Below are 19,954 nucleotides of genomic sequence, written 5' to 3'. Positions count from 1 at the left end.
TCCTGATTCTCGCAAAGAAAGCAAAGCACTTTCGAACAATCAAGACTATTTACTCAAGCAAGTAGCTTCGAAGTAACAGCGAGATTCATCCTAATAATGTCCAGCGCGAGTCCGTAATTGATGTGATCAAGAGTATCATTAGCAGTATGGACATTGAGATTTGAGCTGTCAGTTCCCTCAATCGTTAGAACCGCGGGAATAAGTTCACCGATAAAAGGTACGTGGTCGCTTCCGAATGAACTTTCGGATGTCTGGACAATCAGGGATGTGTATGTGGCAGCGGCTCCTGCAAGTTCTTCCATTAAAGTCCGGGAAACTGGATCACCCTCAAGCAGGACAGATTTCGATGCGGTATTTAAGGTCGCGATCATATCCATATTGATAACTGCACTAATACGGGTACGCTCATTTTTTGACAACCCGCTGACATACTGTTTACTCCCATGAAGTCCCTCCTCTTCTCCTCCAAAAAGGATAAGTCGCAGGTCATTTTTTGCAGGACGCTCAGCAAGCACGCGTGCAATCTCCAGAACTCCTGCAGCACCGCTTGCATTGTCGTCTGCACCTGGAGCAGGTGCATCCACTCCACCTTTGATGTTAATTGAATCCAGGTGAGCAGTAACAAGCACCAGTTTACAGGACCCACTTTCACTACCTGGTCGATCTGCCACGATATTATAGCTATTGCCGTCTCCAATATTGATTGGATACAGTTTTACCTGGTAACCAAAGCTTTGCAACTGATCTGCAGCCCATTTTGCTGCACTGGTAAATTGAGAGCTTAAGGAATGGCGAGTCAGGAAATTCACCAGCGAAGTCAGATAAGAACTATAGGTAGATTGTGATACAACATCGACATTTGCCTGTACTCTGGGAACTGCCGCTCTTACTTCCGGTTTTATTATATCCATAATCACGCTGTCCATTGCCAGAGGGCGTATCGCCCACCAATCGTTTTCACGTTTAGAGAAACGGCTTAATTCTTCGGGAAGCAAATCGGCCACCAGGTAACGGCCTTTTTCCATGATTATCCGAACTTCAGGATGTTCATCCTGGAATGCCCTTCCAGTCTGGATAACAAGATAAAACTGACCTTCCAATTTGCGACCTTCTGCCTGGTCGAGACTCATGCCTGCCTCTATGGCTTTATTGGCGAAAGTGTCCCATTCTTTAGAAACTGTCCATACTACAGTTTTATCTCCCAGACGAGCCCAGTGCGCTCCGAAGTTCCTTGCAGATTCTTCAACACTGCGTTTTTCGCTTGAATCCGAGAGTACTATATATCTCCCCATAATTTCACCTCGAACACGAATCATGAAGATTCTGGCAATTTTCGCACCTTCAATACTTCTGAATCACATTGAAGGATCTCTATGACTGTAGAAGGTCGAGTGCTCTCTTCAAAAGACACACTTACACGCCCAGAACCCTCTATCTTCCAGTGTCCATTAATTCCACGAGTGGCATCAGTAGGACCAATTTCCCAGGAGATAAACACTCCATCTGGCCTGAACTCAATACCACCTCGACCGCGCGCTAGTGGAAAATCATACTCAACTGGCCTATACACAGTTATTCCATTCGTATCTTCTTCAAAGGAATGTATCCATTTTCGGAAGATCTCGTCAGGTAATTCGGTCATAGCCTGTCCTTTATATATACCATACAAAATCAAAAGTTAGCAGTAACCTCATCCATTTATTCAGAACATTTACTGACTGGTTCCATTTCGAGTTGTTTCATTGTGACACAGGACAAAATTGATACAGAGGAAGAAAACGGCAAGGTATTCCTTCCTCAGGCAATGATACTTTTATCTTCCTCAGAGATACTTCACCTTGGCATAGGCATTTTACCTTCAGATGATGCTCTCTTGACCTCTGCTTTTTGCGCCGCAGTAAGGAATGATGACCGTGACCCTTCAAGACATGCATTTACACGAACTGCCTGGCCCTGTGTGAACATAACCATGCATCTGTCATCAACGTAGTCCATGTAATTCATGAACATATCACCATTAGGCCCGTTGTTACAACTAATATGTGGAAATGCCGGAACGCCAATGTTTTCATTTGCCTGGTTTGGAGTATCATCAACTTGATCCGAGCGTGAACATGGGTCTTCAAAACTCAATTCATCACCCCATATATGATATAGGTCTAACCAGTGGCCTATTTCGTGGGTAGCTGTCCTCCCTTCGTTAAATGGTGGTCTGGCAGTTCCAGTGGTACCAAATCCTGTGTAAGTAATAACAACACCGTCTGTTTCAGCTGGCCCTCCTGGGAACTGTGCGTAACCCAGAAGACCCCCGCCAAGCTTACATACCCACATATTCAGATAACGGTCAGCCGGCCATGCATCCTCACCGCCAGAAGATTTGGATTTAACTTTGTCATCGACAGTGAAAGATGTCACTGAGGTTTGAGTGCGAGTTATTCCTGAAGTCGGATGCCCATCTGGATCTTTCGTTGCGAGAGAAAATTCAATTCCCAGGTCTGCCGTAAGATTGCTCCAGACAGAAGGAACCTGCGATATGTCTGAATTCGACTTGCGGAAGTCTTTATTAAGGACATCTATCTGGCTCTGGATCTGAGCATCAGAAATATCCTCTTCTTCTTTATTCCATACAACATGAACGACCACAGGAATCTGGACAATCCCGGTCCGAGATACCGCTCGAAGCCCTCGTTTATATGCAAGAGCCAGATTTTCAATTTGATCGCGATTTCTGGCATATGATTCAGATTCCGCTAACAACCTGTGATGAACTTCCATCGCTCCGCATCTACGTTGGGTTGGTGCTTCCGAAGACTCTTCCCTTATCTCCTTATTTTCAAATTTCTTAGCCATGTGTATACATCCCCCTACTCAATTTTACTACCACTCAGTGATTTATTGAAACTTTATGTATTATATTTTATATGTAATAATAATATGGGCATATCGCCTGAAATAAATATGCCATCCAAAATTCCTAGAATGAACGAGCGATCAAGAATTATGATTATCTGTTGCCCTGTTACGGATAATGTTACGGATAATATTACGTATTTTGACATCCGGAAAAGAATTTTAAACATTTTGAATTTAAGAAGGCAGTTGAATTTAATACGGTAGTTAAATTCAATACGGTAGTTTAGTTTAACAATTAAAAATAAATTAGATCTCCGGAGTATTTAGTTAATTTAATGAATAATATAAATATAATATAATAATAACCGAATTTAAGATCCTTAATAGTACTAAGGAACATTAAAAACTCTTTCAAAAGCCTTTCATTTCGTTTTCAGGTTTTTCGCAAAAAAAGAAAGCCCAGGTCCTCATTAGATAAATCTCTCTGGTACCCAACTAATACACCAATTTCATCTTTTTGCAATATTTTGTCTTGAGAAATAACTTACACTTGAATCAAATCCATGGAAAACCTTTGTATATATTGTAAGATGTTTCTATATTATGGCTAAGTCTCCATAGGATGGTAATTAATGACAATTGGTGAAACGGCAAGTACAGTGATGCATTCTTCATATGCCACATTTGAAAAGAATAAGAACACAAATGAATATACTGAAGAATATATTACAAATTCAATAGAAGAATGCGATCTTTTAATGGAAGATGCATTGAGTAAACTCAGCGATGTCATAGAAGCTCTTTCACGAGATTACTTCAAAGAAGAGAAAGATCAAATGTCAGTAACCGATGCTACGGCAATGCTTTCTCTTCGGAATGAATTTATCCGTGAGTTATCTGAAGCAAGAAATTACCTGATTGCAGAACTTGTAGGCTATCGAAAGTACATCAACGAGATGTCGAAAGAAGTAGATACTATAACGGAAACATTCTGATGAAACAGTCCAATGAAAGTCAGTAAGGCCAAGACAGGAGCATTACAACATATTATATTATTGTAAAGTGGGGGAAAACGTAGACAGCTTTCTGAAGGAACAGAGTTGCCCTGAAAATTAACAACTTGGTTTATAAATTGATATTTCCGTTACTTAATGGTCTATAAAGACAGGTTCTGAACCAAAAACAAACAGCTGCCGGAGGGGCTCGAACCCTCGGGACTGCTGATTACAAATAATCCACTACACATATAAGCAATAAAGGTAAATGCGCAGGAAAAAATAAGCAGACTGAAAATGGCGATCAAGATTAATTATTTTTCATTTAAGAGCTTTTTTCTCGATATCAAGGTTTAAATTTTTCCGGCCCCGTCTGACAATTTAAAACTAATGAATGAAATTGGGGGTGTTTTGGATAGATCCCCCAAGTTCTCCACATGAACTACCCCTCAGCTAAAGACTCAGGGGTTTTACGCTTCGTCATATAAATCAAACAAACATGGTGAAAGCCACGTAAGTTATTATTACCATGCTTACGCTGTATTTCAGGCCCAGATACGCCGAGCCCTGCCCCATCTTCCCGGCAACAATCCCGGAGGTGAAAGCCTGCACCAAGGCGGAGTGGAACATAAGCATACTGTACTCTTCGACGTTAAAATATCCGCCGATTCCCCCCATTCCCTGTGAAGAGGTGGAAAAAGAAGCCGTTTGTGGGAAGAAGTTAGTAGCAAGGATATAAACTATGAAAAGGAATACGAAAAAGGCTACATAGATTGTAATAACGTAGACTACCATTGCTGATGAGCGCTCTTTTTTCATATCCTCGTCATTTCTAACCTGTCTAGCAGTAATCGAGAGTACGTTTTTAAGGTCACTTGTTGATTCATTTGCTTTTACCAGAATGTGAAGGATTCGACTTGAAGAAGGTGTTCTGATGCTGTTTTCAAGGTTCATAAGGGCTTTAGAGGTGGAAGTGCCCCAGGAAAGGTCTTCTTTTAACTTTTTAAGTTCTTTACTTAGGATCCCCATTTTGGATTCAGCAATTATTTTTAAGGAGTTGGCAAGCATAATCCCCGATTCATTCATGCTGGAAAGGCTTTTCAAAAAATCGGGCATTTTCTCGTCGATTTTGCGCATCCTCCAGGCCTTTATTTCGTAAAAAATTATAAAAGGAATAAGGGCAACGACAATAAAGATGACAAAATAATCATCAACAGCAGTAACTAGCTTTATAGCACTGTCAGTGACATGGTCAAAACTTATGTTCAGATGATGAAAACTAGAAAATAGGCTGTTTCTAAGGTTTCTTGGAAGTTGGGTAAGATAGTACAATCCGAGTGGAACTCCGAAGAAAAACGTGTATCTTGGCTCATTCCGGATAGTCCTGTAAGGGTTAAGCACCATGTCTTTTAGCCTGTGAAGCTCCCTGTACAGCATGTACATCTTTTTCCTTTTTTGCTCCACCTCTTCAGTAAATCCGGAATTGATTTCCGGGATATCGGAAAGGTTTATTGTAAAACTTCGAATATCACCTTTTTTCGGATCAATGGAGAGTTCTCCCACAGTATCGAGAAGTACTAAATAGAGCAGGGTTGCGAGAGGTAATATTATATAAATAAGCATGTAAAGGATCTGAGCTGAAGCTGGCCGGAAAAACTGTAGCACAACAAGGGTTACCATTACGAAAAGAGGGCCTGCAACAAGAGCCGTCACGTAGATTTCGGCAAGTACATCTAGTCTCTGTAATAAGTTTCTATTTGCCATCTCGGCCAGACCCTGATATTGTTCAGACTTATTTTTGATATATTCGGTTATGGTTCCACTGCTTGAAACAATAATCAATCCATCAACAAAGTCTTTGAAAATTTCAGAAGGAGTACGTTCCTTGGCAATTTTAAGGGAACTTATGAAATCTTTTCCCAGGTAGTCCATATCTCTTACAACGTAGGAGATTTCTTCCGCAGTTGCCCCAAATATATAGCTGTACCTGCTCAAAGACCGGAAAACATCATAAATTGACATGCCTCCTTTTGTCAGAGCATACATGTAAGTTATTGCCGGAAGCATGGATTTATCGATAGATGCTTGCCGGTTATTTGCCTGGAAATAAGGATAGATATATGCCACGAGAAATACGGCAAAAAAACTTACAAGAAACAGTATAAGGCCAACTAGAAGCGCAAGAGGATACACATATTCACCTGCAATGTCGGCACGTGCAGGGTCTACAAAAAGGCTAAGTCGGGAAACCGGACTCCCAAAGATTTTTAGTCCCAGCCATAAGCCAAAGATTCCTGAAGTAATTCCTACAATTACGGAGTACATGAAGGTAGAAGCCAGATATTGGTCTACTGACATCGAGATATGAGAATGACGTATTTTTACCTTTAAATCCTGAAAATATTCTTTATTTTTATAGAAAAAGTCCCCATAAAATAGGTATGCTAATTCATCCAGAATAGTATAAGTCATATTCCCCCTCTTAAGCAACCATATTCCTGTACAGAAACCGTTAAGTGCAACCGTTGACCCGCAACCGTTGACCCACAACCGTTGACCCGCAACCGTTGCGCCGGTTGATCACGCCGACCACTTTGTTGCTTGGTTTTTCGGTCAAGCCTTTTTTTAAAAGGCTTGCGGGCAAGCAGTTATTTTAAAAGGCTTATTCTTAAGCAGCTATACTTTGTATCATACTCTCCAGAGTATCGTTTTCTATAGCTTCCATAACCATCTTTGGATGAGTCTGGTATGCCTGAACTACAATGGACACCTGAACATAGTTCCTTATGCTTTTTTCGTACATATAAGCCAGAATTTTTCTCCGATTTTCCATCTCGTTTCTCAACTGACTGGTATCCCATCCTCTTACATTCATAATTTCCTGCAGGATATGAGAATCTCCTACCTTAGTGAAGCAGTCCTCTAAAGGTTCCCAGTTAAAAAGCTCATTTATACCCAGATCTCCTGTTTCAGGATCGACATTCAGGACTTCTACAAGACTTCGAGTTCGTCTAACTCTTTTTTCTTCTATGTACACTTGCTCCTGAATACAGAGCACATTCAGAGACTGCAGCATGACGTGAGGCACGTTTATTGGCTCGTGGGTGAGCCTGTTTACAACGGTCTGTACATCTCCTGCGTGCATTGTTGAGCTTGTTGCATGTCCTGTTGACATTGCCTGGAAAAGAGTCAGAGCTTCACTGCCTCTCACTTCACCCACAATAATATAATCTGGGCGCTGTCTGAGAGCAGCTCTCAAAAGGTCGTACATGGTAATTTCTCCCGAAGAGTCTGCAGCAAAACCCTCTCTTGCAACCCCGGAAACCCAGTTATTGTGGTAGAGTAAGAGTTCCCTTGTATCTTCTATCGATACTATCTTCGTTGTAGAAGGCATGAACAGGGATGTAGCGTTCAGTATAGACGTTTTTCCTGACGCCGTCCCCCCTGCAAAAAGCATGTTGTGGCCGTTTTCGATGACCATCCAGAAATATACAAGCATGTCAAGGTCGCACGTCTTATAGCCAAGCAGGTCTATAGGAGTCATTGGATCTTTTCTGAACTTACGGATAGTAAAAGAACTGCCTCTGGGCGTAATCTCTCTTCCTAGAACAGCCTGAAGTCTGGAACCGTCCTGAATTGTTGCATCCACGATTGGCTGGCTTACAGAAACGTGTTTATTGTTCAACTGGCACATCTTGATTACAAGAGCATCAAGTTCCTCTTCTTCAAAAGTAATATTACATTCAACATTGAGATATCTGTTATGATAAACATAGAGAGGGACTCCCACTCCATCACATGAAATATCTTCTATATAAGGATCATAAAGGAGAGGATCGATTTTCTCGTAGCCTAGCAGGTTTCTTTTAAGATAGTATATAATTTTTAGAAGTGTGGCTTTCGAAATGTCAGCTTTATAACGTTCAAGAAGAAAGAGGGCTCTATCTACCAGAAATGCATCCTTTTCGGATTTAGAATGCGTAGACCCAAGAATCAGGATATCTTGAAAATCTTCATATATTCTTTCAAGAAGCTCCTTATCAAATTTTGTCAGAGAAGGTTCAATAAGCCTGTAATATGTTGATCTACGGTCTTCCAGGATCGATACAAAAGAGTAAGGTTCCTGAAGCCAGTATCTTTCGAGTTCTTTTAACCCGTCAGGCACTATAAAATCTACAAGAGGTCCTTCTTTTTCCGGGTCATAAGCTGGTAGAGTCCTCAAAGGCTTATCAAAGTAGCTTCTAGCCTTTTTTACGACCTCAGCTATGGAGTTGGAGTTACTTTTTTTCCCAAATAACCCCGAAACAACCTTATTCTTCGCTAGCTTTCCTTTTACATCATTCAAACTCTCGCCTTCAGGTTTCTTCTTAGGTCATATAAGATAAACATCTTATAAAAACTTTACATGTTAAGATGAAACCTGGTAAACAGTAAGGTATCCAAATCAAAATTTCCTAACGCAGCATGCTGTTTTTCTTGATTCTAAACCATTTTCACGAGAATTCGGCTTGCCTATTTTCCTTAAGAAGTTTAATAAGTACTTACAATTTAGGAATTGGTCGTGTCCTTGAGTTTCCAAAATAGATTTCTCATAAATATAGGGATTGAATAAAGATTGTCCTAATTATGGAATGAAAATCAAAGGAATATAGTCCTTAAAGAAAGATACGGTAAAAATAACTATGAACTTCTTAAATGTAAAACCTGCAAGCATTACTTTAGTGAAACCAGAGGTACAGCATTTTTTGGACTCGACATTCCTCAGAAAAAAAGTTTTAAGAACCTGGAATGATTCCTGAAAATTGACTCTGGAAATAGAAAATGGTTCCAAAAAACTCCATCAGTGGCCGAAAAAATAGCTGATCACATGTAGAGTTTAAAGGAAACTATTAACATTCAGAATTCCGGTTCAGTAACTTAGAGACGCAACCCGGTCACGTAAGCATGCAAGAATTATAAGGCTTGAAATTCATTGTTTTTTAGCAACTAAATAGATTCTTTTAAACTTTAAGTTAATCATTCCTGAATTATCTGCCTGTTCTTGAAGAGCTTCTTTAACTAATTCACGAAAAGCACTAATATAATCATCTGTCAAAGTTACTGTGTAAAACGATTGGTTCAAGTAACCATTTTCGGCTCCTGATTGATATATTTTATACGCCTGTTCAACAGAAAAGAGAGTTGACTCTTCACGAAGTTCGCTATAAATTATATCAAATCCAGGATTTCTAAAAAGTTGCTCGTATTCGTCCTTGCTGTCAAAGAAAAACCATGGACTTTTAAAGTGATTAAATACCTCTCGTGTATATGGATGCATACGGATTTTTTCTATTGCTGAAATAAAGTTAGGGCAATAAGATTGAGTAGCCGGAGCCTGTATCCCTATTCTACCTCCTTCCTTAAGCACATTAAAACAACGCATTAATACTTGTTCTGGTTTTTGAAACCACTGAAAACACGAGTTACACACAATAACATCAAATTTTGTATTTAGCTCAAAACTTTCAGCATCCATGACAGAATATTTTAAGTTGGGAAGCTCTTTGTTGGAACTTACTGCCTGTTCTATCATACCTTGAGAGACATCGATGCCCAGTACAGTTCCTTTTGTAATTTGTGCAATTTTTTTCGTGATATGACCTGGTCCACAGCCTATATCAAGTATATCTTCTTCAGGTTGAATTGATAATAAATTCAAGAGAACTTCAGAGGCTGACTTTTGAACCAGTGCATTATCTGCATATGTAAAAGCCTTGGAATTAAAATTAACTTCTGACATAGTTTTAATCACTTTCCTCAATCAGTGTTTATATTATTTAGGACTTGCGTGGTTGAACCGGAAAATCGATATGCCTTTACCCTTCAACTATCTAAAACGCATATTTTACATCAATGTCTTTTGTGCTTAATTTTGCACTCCAGGTGTCCTGCAGTCCGATTATTATTCCAAAATCAAATTTACTGGTATACAAATTCAAGCAACGGTAGATTATATTCATCAATTTCAATTATCGATAACAAGAAAGATGAACCTGAAAGATTTCCTTATCTAATGGCTTTTGAGACTATCCGATAAATTTTCTTGAAGAATAGCAATCTTGAAAATTCTGTATTGATTAAGCCATATTACTACAATTCAGCCCTCTTGAGCAAAGCGGAGCGAGCGAAAAGGGCACCGTCCTCCCGAGACGGGACTCGGGTGGCGGAACGCGGGAAGTTAAGAAACCAATGCCTTAAGCCCTGCAACTGCATTTACCAGTATATCCACTTCTTCTTCGGTATTATAGAGTGCAAAAGAAGCTCTTACAGTGCTGTCTACATTCAGGAAGCGAATGGTTGGGATTGCACAGTGATGCCCACTCCTGACACAGATTTTCCTTGTCTGGTCAAGGATCAGTGCAACATCATGGGCATGAAGCCCTTTTACATTAAAAGGTACTATCCCTGCCCTGTCTTCAGGCCCATATACCTCTACATGCTCAAATTCAGAGAGCCTTTTTGCAGCTTCCCTGGACAACTTTATTTCATGTGCCTCGATTTCCGGCACCCCTATTTTTTCTACATATTCGACTGCTCTTCCCAAGCCTATAACTCCAGGGATATTAGGAGTGCCGGCTTCAAAGCAGGCTGGAGAAGGCTCCAGCACGTAAGTACATCCCTCAACATCCGAAACCGTACCGCCCCCCACTGAAGCGCTATCGAGCACATCCGGTTCTTTGATATAGAGGACACCAGTGCCCTGCGGCCCAAGCAAGCCTTTATGTCCGGCAGTCGCAAAAAAATCACAGTTCAGGTCTTTAAGGCTGACCGGCATATGTCCTGCAGACTGAGCCCCGTCAACCAGGACTTTTATACCGTATCGGTGGGCAAGTTTAGTAATGGTTTTTACATCCTGGACAGAACCGAAGACATTTGAAATATGATTTATGGCCACCAATCTGGTTTTTTCAGTAAAGGCTTTTTCTATCGAAGAGACATCGATTTTTCCATTACTGTTCGGACTTACAACCGTAACATTTACTCCTTTTTTCTGCAGGCGCAGCCAGGGCAGGAGATTAGAATGGTGTTCGAGAACGGTTGTAACGATATGGTCTCCAGCCTCCCATGGGTAACTGTTTGCAATAAGATTGATTCCTTCAGTGGTATTTTTCGTAAGAACGGTCTTTGAAGGCTCAGAATTAAGAAAATGCGCAACTGTTTCCCTTGCATCTTCATAGCGGTTTGTAGCCTCCCTGGCCAGACGATGAGCACCTCTCCCGTGATTTCCAGCATACCTGTAAAAGTACTCTACCATAGCTTCAACTGCAGGTATCGGAGTTTGAGTAGTTGCCGTACTGTCAAGGTACACGACTTCTTTAAGAACAGGGAAATCTTCACGGACCGCATATACGTCGTACATGCTTCTTTTGTAGGAACGAGAAATAAAAAAAGGTTTTGCAGGTTATTTACCCTGCACCCCGCCTATCATAAAGCGGTAAAGGTCTAGTTCATCTGAGTCCAGGTTGTCGGTACAGCCTTTTACAACGGCATGATAACCATTTTCCTGGTGCTTACGTCCATATTCTTTTCTTTTTCTGTGTTCGTGCATTAATTCACTCATAAAATTTCCTCCTGTCTCTTCAAAACCTGCGCTTAAATGTGGGTCATAGTAGTCCTTGCGGATTTGAGGGCCATGCAATTCAGGTAAAAGTTTTCAGCCTTTTCGGGAGCGGCAATTGAATGCAGGTTAGAATTCCCAGTCCCTTCAGGGAAATTCAATCAACGTCATTCTCTAAGTCCCTGTGGACAAACTCCTGCAATAAGGTCCAGAACCTCAATTGTTCTGGATAAAACCTGAAAGCGGGCCAGAATTCTATTTCCTATGGGCTAAAAACCCCATGACAGCGCAGCATGCGTTGTTCTCCACAACAAGTATTAATTGTCAATCGTAATATATATTGATTCCGGAATTTCTTTTAGATACGCTTGAAATTTTTTTAATTGAGTTAAATTTTTTGATTAAACGATTGGAATAAACCCCAATTTTCAACCTTTAAAAAAATTAGTATGTGTTTATTTTTTAGCTTCCAAATTTGCCATAAGCCCAGAGAGGTGAGCCGGAATCGCCCCTATGGCAGTACAGGTCTCAAGAGAAAGCCCTTTGCAGGTAATGTCAAGATGGTATTTTCCTCTCTCGAAAAGCTCTTTTGGAAGCCCTTTGTGCCCGAGCCCTACAAGAAACAGAAATGAACGGTTTCGAAGAGCTTCTTCGGCAATCTTTATGGGCAGAACCTGTCTTTTGAGATCAGGTTTTGAGGTAGTGATTACGATTTCCCCAAACTGGGAAGCAAACCCTTTTTTTGGAAGATCGGATACTGACAGGTGGTTTTTTTCATAAAGGATTTTGAGATAACTTCCCGATTCTCCTATTGTGGTTTTTTCCATCACATAAGCTACCAGTTCTTCTGCGGTCATCTTGAAAGGAAAATCGTAAAGAGCGAGGTGGAATCCAAAAGCATGGCAGATCGGAGCAGCTCTTGCTATTGCCCGATAATGCGCATCTAGAACTTTGATTTTATCGTAGGTATTTACTATCCCAAGGGTGAGCATAAGGTGCTTCATTATTCTTTTTCGTAAAATAATGTTTCGTCAACTTTTATTGATTTTTCTTAAGTTTTTCGGGTTTAATAACTCCTTGAACAGTCAGTTACTTAGACCGCATTTAAAATAATGACCTTCAAATAGATAAAAGGGAATAAAGCTCCTGTTCTTCAGTTTGATATTTTACTGTTTAATTCACAGCAAAACAAAAAACAGAAGTTTGTCAGCGTAACCTAATAACTCTGAATAATTTTATTATAGTTCTGTATTTAAGATTTCAGAGGTTTCCTGTAAAAAATGATTATAGATTCCACAGTAGTTTTTATCCAATGTTTTTGTACATGTGTAAGAATCATCTTTATACCCAGCACACCTCGATCTGTATTCACATTTATTATGAAGCAGATTTGTTGTCCCAACAGCTATGTTAAAAAATTTCATAATTAATATATACTTTGTACATATTTAAATTTATCAAACCGTATCAGGATATGGAACATCTCTTCTCAAGCGGTCTCAAAACTCAAGCCATTTTTACTACAGATTAACCTTATAGTCAAATATAATATCTCAATTGTAGAATCGAGTTTATATTTAAGACAGTCTATATGATAATTTTCACTTTATTATGTATCGGTTTTACGACTCTATCCTAAAATCTGTTTTATACTGAATCATCAAGAATTTTCAGGCTCATTTTCCATGATCATATATTCGACTAACTGTTCCAAATTTGAGGTTCAAAAATCAAATTGTGAGTTTCGATATAGATTCATGTATAAATGTCCCACTTATTTTTATATGTTGCATTGTGATATATTTTTTAATATAATATGCTCATTTGGTATGAAAGTGCTCTCAAGTACTTTCATTTTTGGGGCATGTTATTCGAAGAATATCATATATGTTTTTTGGAGAATTTGATATTTCGCCTGCTACTGGTATACTATCACTAGAAAACTGAAAAATATCAAAAATTTTTTGATTAAAATTCTAACTATTTGTAGTGGTTAGTAACCTTAGTTCCGCATTTTTAAGCACATAAATCTCGCTTGATATCGATACATGTGCTTAAACTTAAGCACATTATATACAAGGTAAAAATATCTAAATCGCAATCATATGACCCCGCAGAGATACAGAAAAGCACATATGCGCCTAAAAAAGCGGAAGTTAGGTTAGTAAGTGAATGTAAAGTCCTTGTATAAAATACCTTGAAATCTTTAAATACTAGATATCTTGACATCAAAATAAGGAGAAAATAGAGAACATCTCAATTAGCTTAAAATAAATTAAAGAATTGGATTTAAGATCAATTAGTGAAAAGCTGTTAAAAAACTTTTAAATCTGACAAAAGGATTACTTTCGCCTTTTTTGCCAGATTTTATCGACAATCATACATATCCTTTTAACCTTGATCTTTTTTCGTTTTTCAATTTAAGGGTTTATTTGCTTTCAGAGTAGATACCGGGTCTTGTATTTGTTGTCACTTTTATGTAATTTGTTTTTGTTACAGTACTGCTGCCTGCCGCGTTGCTTACTGTAAGTGTAATCTTGTATTTTCCTTCCTGTAAATACTGATGTTTTGGATTTTGCTGAGTTGAAGTCTTTCCGTCTCCAAAACTCCATTTCCATTTAGTTGGTATTCCCGTACTTTTATCAGTAAAAGCAACGGTTAATGATGCTTTTCCGGAGGTTGGGTTTGCCGAAAATGCAGCAACCGGCTTTGTTACAATTTTTATATAATCTTTTTTTGTTACCGTGTTACTGCCTTTATCATTTGTTGCTGTAAGTTTAACAGTATAACTACCTACTTTGGAATACTTATGAGTTGGGTTCTGCTTGGTTGAAGTAGTTCCGTCTCCAAAATCCCATTTCCATTTAGTCGGTGAGCCTGTACTTTTGTCGGTAAAACAAACATTCAATGGCGCTTTTCCTGAGGTTGGGGATGCAGAGAATGCAGCAACCGGAAGGCTTGAACCTAGAGTAGCCATGTAGATATCAGGGATATCACCATTGCGATAATCAATCCACACTATCCTGTCACCGTAGATTGCAGGGCGACACTGCCCTGATTTATTAGTAGTGATCTGAGTTTCCGTGGAAGTAGAAAGGTCATACATGTAGATATCGTCATTAATGCCTTCATTATTGCGCCCATCCTGCCATACTATCCTGTCCCCGTAGATTGCAGGACTAACTTGCCATGATTCATTTGTAGTGATCTGAGTTTCCTTAGAAGTGGAAATGTTGTACATGTAAATATCGTAGTTTCCATTGCGAGTATCTTCCCAAACGACCCTATCTTCATATATAGCAGGGTACGCGTGATGTCCTTCATCGCTGGTTATTTGGGTTTCAGTGCAGGTGGGAATATCGTACATGTAGATATCCCAGTTTCCATTACGACGATCCTGCCACACTATCTTGTGGCCATAAATAGCTGGACGTAACTGATCGGATTCGTCGGTGGTGATCTGAGTTTCTTTACTAGTGGAAAGATCATACATGTAGATATCTTGGTTTCCGTTACGATCATCTTCCCACACTATCCTGTTTTCGTAGATAGCAGGACTGAACTGCGTTGATCCGGTAATGACTATCGGAGTTTCTGTGGAAGTGGAGAGGTTGTACATGTAAATATCGTAATCCCCATTGCGCCCATCCGCCCACACTACTTTGTCACTGTAAATCGCGGGTTCGTACTGATCTGATTTATTATTAGTGACCCGACTTTTCTTGGATGTAGATGAGCCTTTGCCAATTTCTTAATTAATGCTTTAATCTTAAATTAAAACCATTAAATTCCTCTTTTTAAGAAAAACTTACTTTTAATTACTTAGATATTCAACCTTCTAAAAGCTCCTGGTGCTCTTATCAGTTCATGTCTTCCAACTTTAAAAGCCGTAAGTGCCGTAAGTAATGCAGCAATATTGCTTATTGACACATAAGTTTTGGCCCATACTTTTCCTCTTGTAGGCGTTTTTGATCTATTGTATCCAACAACATCGTTTGAATTTTTTCTTTCAACAGTTGTTCTAATATTGTACAATTTTCCAAGCAATTTATGGTAAATTCTTGGTATGTATTTAGCTCTAAAGTGAGTTCCCTTTTCCGTTTTTAAGATATTTCCAGCACTATTTTTTCTTGCTGCTATGATTGGAATAACCCCTTTTTCAACTACGGTTTCGTTAGAAGGATGACTATCAGGTCCTGCGTCTGCTATCACAAAAAATGGTTTTACTGTTGTTGATTCCATACACTGGTTTATTGTATCCTGAAATATAGTGTTGTCATTTTTGCTAGCATTTACTGCATCCCAATAAATGGGTAAACCCCACCAGCTATCAACAATACATGTATCAGTGTATCCTGTTCCTGATAATACACTATATTTGCCTGTTTTCTTGACATAATGTCCAGCATCTGGGTCTGAAAGCAGTCCAGTTTCTTTATTTTTCAAACCACTACAATTACACTCAAAAAATCTTCGATCCCAAATCCAGATTTTATCACCAATAAGGTTAAGGTTTCTACATTCTTGTATTAGTAGTCCTGCATATTTGTCCAGATAAGGATAAATCATTTTTAGATTTCGTCGATAAGATGAAAGAGTAATCTTTTCCTTGCTTCTGATTTTTAATTCCTGTCCTATAGCTTGATTCTGGTTGTAATCTCTAATAAATGATTCAAGGTTGGAGTACCCAAGTTTGCATCTTGATACTTCTAACTTGAAAATGTTATTAAAAGCCAATTCTTCAAGTTGAGGCATATATCCCATTGAAACTTGGAGGTCATTGAAATAAGAGTCAAGTGAAGGATTTAGTGCAAAAAGATTACCTAAATATCCCTTAAATGTTTTAATATGTTGAAAAGCAAGTATTTGATCCAAGGGGAGAACAGTTTCCATGTAGTCCTTACCCTTAACAATCAAAGGTTTAACCTTGTAAGGGATATTAATTTTCCTTTTAAGGACATCTAATGTGTCTTCAAAAAAGTCGGAAAGTAATGTTTGAAGTACTAAAGTTATGCAACATCTATTGCTTTTTACGTTTTTCTTGTTCTTTTTATTAGTGTCCTGAAATATTATTTTAAAATTAGAATTTTTGGAATGAATATAATCGTGGAAGATGGCTGAAGATGTTGGTTTTTTAAAAAGATGACTTATAAAATCTATAAGTAGTGATTGGTTGGTGTGAAGAACATAAACTTTTATAGTTTCCTTTTTGTCTTTTACTTTTTTTCCAAATAGATTTTCATATTTTTTTCTACCTTCAATGCTCTTCAGACTTACAACTATTGTTTTTGCAATCCCTAAAAAATCACTCAGTTGTAGCAATAAATATTTATATCCCTTATCAATAAGTTTTATCATGGATTATGCCTTTTTATGGTTTGTTTTTAGATTAGCAACTTAAAATAACCTTAATCGGACATAATCCTTACGATAAATTTTAAAAATCTATTTAAAAGATAAATAAATAATATTTTTGTAAAATAACTTTTTTTGAGTATTATTTGGTGAAAATAAGTGATTTAAAGAAAAATGGTAAAACCTCAGATAAGTCATAAATATAGACATAGTCATAGTCGTTGCGCTCATCTGTCCACGCGATAATATCTCCATAGATAACAGGGAAGTCACCAACTGATTGATTTGCGACTACTAGAGTTTCAGTGATCGTGAACGAAGCATTTTGTTTAGGAGATGCCGACGCCATGGATAATGCAAGCATCAAAAACAAAATCATAGCTGTTGAAGCTAAGGCTATTGAATACGCTTTTTCTCTCTTTTTCACTTTTCCTTCCTCTTTTCCATTCCTTTTAGTGTAAACTGTTCTCCGCAATTGTCGAAACCAAGCATTTCTAGCATTGATTTTGCTTTCAATTGGCTAGCGTCGCTGGAAAAACTGGAAAATGTAAAAAATTTCTTGCTTAAGATCCCCACTATTTGCAATAGTTATCAAATGAATGTTAAGTCTTTATATAAAATACCTTGTAAATTTTTAATATTATATATGTTGACACAAAAAATAAGAGAATGGCTGAGACTGTCTCAAAAGAACTTAAAGAAGTTAAAAAGCTGGATTTTAAGATCAATATTGAAAATTGTAAAAAAGAATTTTCAAATCTGACAAAATGATTACTTTTGCCTTTTTTGTCAGATTTGATCGATATTCCTACCTAACCCTTAGACCTAATCTTTTTGCTCACTTTTCAGTTTAAAATATTCATCTTTTGGAAACCGTAATGTATCCAGAAATAGTTTTGGTATTACTGCCTTTTGCATTCTTTACTGTTAAGCTGACAGTATATTTTCCGGCTTTACTATATTTGTGTGCAGGACTCTTTGCTGTTGAATACGTTCCATCTCCGAAACTCCATTTCCAGGAAGTCGGACTATTGGCACTTTTATCAGTAAACTGCACCTTCAGTGGGGCTTTTCCTGATCGAGGAGAAGCTGAAAAAGCAGCAACCGGCGCTTTCAACGCATTTACAACAATATAGTTCTTTATTGTTTTCGTGTTGCTTCCTGCAGCATTCTTTACTGTTAAGCTGACAGTATATTTTCCGGCTTTACTGTATGTGTATGAAGGATTCTTGGATGTTGAAGTTTTTCCATCTCCAAAGCTCCATTTCCACGAAGTTGGAGAGCCTGTACTTTTGTCAGTAAATTTTACTTTCAGTGGAGCGTTTCCTGAGGTTGGAGATGCAGAAAATGCAGCAACTGGAGAGGTTGAAAGAGTACCCATGTAAATATCAGCATTTCCATTGCGCATATCTGTCCATACTATCCTGTCGCCGTAGATATCGGGATAGTACTGGTCTGATTTATCAGTAGTATGACTTTCCTGGCGAGTGGCTAAATCGTACACATAGATATCCCAATTTCCATTGCGATCATCCTCCCAGACTATCCTGTCACCGTAGATTTTTGGAGAATATGAAGCTGATGGATTGGTGGTTATTCTTTTTTCCTTTTTAGTGGAAATGTCGTACATGTATATATCGGCGTTTCCATTGCGGGCATCCTGCCATACAATCTTGTTACCATAGATTGCAGGAGAGTTTGCGAGTCCGTTATTGGTAATTTGAGTTTGCTTTTTAGTAGAGAGATCGTACATGTAGATATCGCTATATCCAGCGTTATCGTTTACCCACACAACCCTGTTACCATATATATCAGGAGAATATGCTTGGGCAGCTATCATTTGTTCCTTTTTAGTGGAAATGTCATACATGAAAATATTGTAACCTTCGTAGTCTTCACCCGGATAACCTGTCCAGACAATCTTGTTACCGTAAATTGCAGGATCCCAGTTATCTACTTTATTATTAATTATACGAGTTTGTTTTTTAGTAGAAAGATCTTCCAGATAGATCTCAGTCTTTCCGTTACGCGTATCTGTCCACACAATATTATTACTGTAGATATCTGGAGAATACTGATCTGATTTATTGAGAGTAGAGGTTTCCTTTTTAGTAGAAAGATCATATATGTAAATATCCCAGTTTCCATTACGATTATCATACCACGCAATTTTGTTACCATAGATAACAGGTGAATACTGCTCTGCTGCATTGGTGGTGATACGCTTTTCAGTGATCTTGGGTGCGGCAGCAAGTATAGATTCCGTGGCTGTATCGTTTTCTTCGGTAGATAACTCATCGGACAGAATCTGGTCATCTGAGGGATCCCCTGCTCCACTGCTGATCTCCGGTGGAGCAACGGTTCGCTGATTTTGTTCAGGAGACGCCGATGCTGCAGTTGAAATAAAAAGCAAAAATAAAATTAGAAACGTTGAAGCTAAAGCTATTGAATACACTTTTTCTTTCTTTTTCATTTGTCTTTTCTCTCCCATCTTTTTCATTTATTTTAGTGCTTATTATCCCCCAGAGTTGTCGAAATCGAGTACTGATAAATCTGTCATTGATTTTACTTGCAACTGGTAACTATTGCTAGACAATCCGGAGAACATTGAGTACTTATTGAGCTGAGCCTACAACTCAAAATTACTTTTTTAGATCGCATTTTGTAAGTGAGCCAATCCCAAAACTCAAAATTGTGTATCTGAATTTTCAAAAACCAAATAACCAATCGAATTTCCAATCGTGAAAAGGTTCTGAAATTTTTGATATGATAAATAAAATTAGTTTTGGGACGAGCTCAGTAACTAATCGAGCTTTGAGATTTTTGGGTTCCAATCGTAATTTTCACACCCGATTGAATTCCAAATATTACAACTTATAAACATCTATATAATTTGTATTACCAAAGTATCTAACAATTAGCACTTTATGCTCAGTTCCAAAATCTAGTGTTATGGCAACTTAATTATCGAACATAATTTTTGATAGCTTTTCATCAAAAGATATCTATTCAGATTTAACATAAGAACAATAACTAAATTTTCAAAACACTAGTGATTTTTGTATATTTTTATGGTGCTTTTTTAACTCTCAGCCAAGCGTTTTAATCCCTTTTTATAATTAATAAAGAAAGCTATAACTGTCCCGACATAAAA

At 38.2% G+C, this 19,954-nt stretch carries 14 protein-coding genes; 1 reads left to right on the top strand and 13 read right to left on the bottom strand.

From position 1 onward, the window contains the following. Positions 1–53: 53 nt before the first annotated feature. The 3 genes from MSVAZ_RS01780 to MSVAZ_RS01770 form a co-directional block, all read right to left on the bottom strand. Entirely contained in the window at positions 54–1,292 is a 1,239-nt protein-coding gene (locus tag MSVAZ_RS01780; RefSeq protein WP_232316181.1) for a M28 family metallopeptidase, read from the bottom strand. Between the two features lie 20 nt (positions 1,293–1,312). Continuing rightward, positions 1,313–1,642: a hypothetical protein gene (locus tag MSVAZ_RS20700; RefSeq protein ID WP_197078805.1), complete on the bottom strand. Its 330-nt coding sequence runs from the start codon at positions 1,640–1,642 to the stop codon at positions 1,313–1,315. 191 nt (positions 1,643–1,833) lie between these two features. After that, positions 1,834–2,850 (bottom strand): zinc metalloprotease, encoded by a 1,017-nt coding sequence (locus MSVAZ_RS01770; RefSeq protein ID WP_048117299.1) that lies wholly within the window; start codon positions 2,848–2,850, stop codon positions 1,834–1,836. A 635-nt stretch (positions 2,851–3,485) separates the two neighbouring features. On the opposite strand from MSVAZ_RS01770, the gene MSVAZ_RS01765 reads away from it, so the two are divergent. Further along, the gene (locus tag MSVAZ_RS01765; protein ID WP_048117296.1) at positions 3,486–3,848 is read left to right on the top strand and encodes a hypothetical protein; all 363 of its coding nucleotides are present in this window, start codon (positions 3,486–3,488) and stop codon (positions 3,846–3,848) included. Between the two features lie 489 nt (positions 3,849–4,337). On the opposite strand, the gene MSVAZ_RS01760 is transcribed toward MSVAZ_RS01765, so the two are convergent. The 10 genes from MSVAZ_RS01760 to MSVAZ_RS01715 all read right to left on the bottom strand — a co-directional run bounded on the left by MSVAZ_RS01760 (position 4,338) and on the right by MSVAZ_RS01715 (position 19,273). Beyond that, positions 4,338–6,320, bottom strand: a complete 1,983-nt coding sequence (locus MSVAZ_RS01760) for a type II secretion system F family protein (RefSeq protein WP_048117293.1) — start codon at positions 6,318–6,320, stop codon at positions 4,338–4,340. 196 nt (positions 6,321–6,516) lie between these two features. Beyond that, entirely contained in the window at positions 6,517–8,193 is a 1,677-nt protein-coding gene (locus tag MSVAZ_RS01755; RefSeq protein WP_048117290.1) for a type II/IV secretion system ATPase subunit, read from the bottom strand. Positions 8,194–8,817: 624 nt separating this feature from the next. Continuing rightward, positions 8,818–9,627 carry a class I SAM-dependent methyltransferase gene (locus MSVAZ_RS01745; protein ID WP_048117284.1) on the bottom strand — a complete coding sequence of 270 codons (810 nt, stop codon included), beginning with the start codon at positions 9,625–9,627 and terminating at the stop codon, positions 8,818–8,820. A 438-nt stretch (positions 9,628–10,065) separates the two neighbouring features. Then, positions 10,066–11,247: a cysteine desulfurase gene (locus tag MSVAZ_RS01740; protein WP_048117282.1), complete on the bottom strand. Its 1,182-nt coding sequence runs from the start codon at positions 11,245–11,247 to the stop codon at positions 10,066–10,068. A 42-nt stretch (positions 11,248–11,289) separates the two neighbouring features. After that, positions 11,290–11,448, bottom strand: coding sequence for a hypothetical protein (locus tag MSVAZ_RS19925; RefSeq protein ID WP_156150929.1), 159 nt, complete (start codon positions 11,446–11,448; stop codon positions 11,290–11,292). A 452-nt stretch (positions 11,449–11,900) separates the two neighbouring features. Further along, on the bottom strand, positions 11,901–12,449 hold the full coding sequence (locus tag MSVAZ_RS01735) for a DUF531 domain-containing protein (RefSeq protein WP_084626044.1): 549 nt from the start codon (positions 12,447–12,449) through the stop codon (positions 11,901–11,903). Between the two features lie 1,424 nt (positions 12,450–13,873). Then, positions 13,874–15,193 carry a PKD domain-containing protein gene (locus MSVAZ_RS01730; RefSeq protein ID WP_084626043.1) on the bottom strand — a complete coding sequence of 440 codons (1,320 nt, stop codon included), beginning with the start codon at positions 15,191–15,193 and terminating at the stop codon, positions 13,874–13,876. Positions 15,194–15,267: 74 nt separating this feature from the next. Further along, positions 15,268–16,803: a transposase gene (locus tag MSVAZ_RS19920; RefSeq protein ID WP_048117279.1), complete on the bottom strand. Its 1,536-nt coding sequence runs from the start codon at positions 16,801–16,803 to the stop codon at positions 15,268–15,270. Positions 16,804–16,942: 139 nt separating this feature from the next. After that, on the bottom strand, positions 16,943–17,227 hold the full coding sequence (locus MSVAZ_RS01720) for a hypothetical protein (RefSeq protein WP_048117276.1): 285 nt from the start codon (positions 17,225–17,227) through the stop codon (positions 16,943–16,945). A gap of 432 nt (positions 17,228–17,659) precedes the next feature. Then, entirely contained in the window at positions 17,660–19,273 is a 1,614-nt protein-coding gene (locus MSVAZ_RS01715) for a PKD domain-containing protein (protein WP_048123533.1), read from the bottom strand. Positions 19,274–19,954: the final 681 nt, after the last annotated feature.

Source organism: Methanosarcina vacuolata Z-761 (genome assembly GCF_000969905.1).
Classification (GTDB): Archaea; Halobacteriota; Methanosarcinia; order Methanosarcinales; family Methanosarcinaceae; genus Methanosarcina; species Methanosarcina vacuolata.
This window is presented reverse-complemented; position numbering and strand designations above follow the sequence as displayed.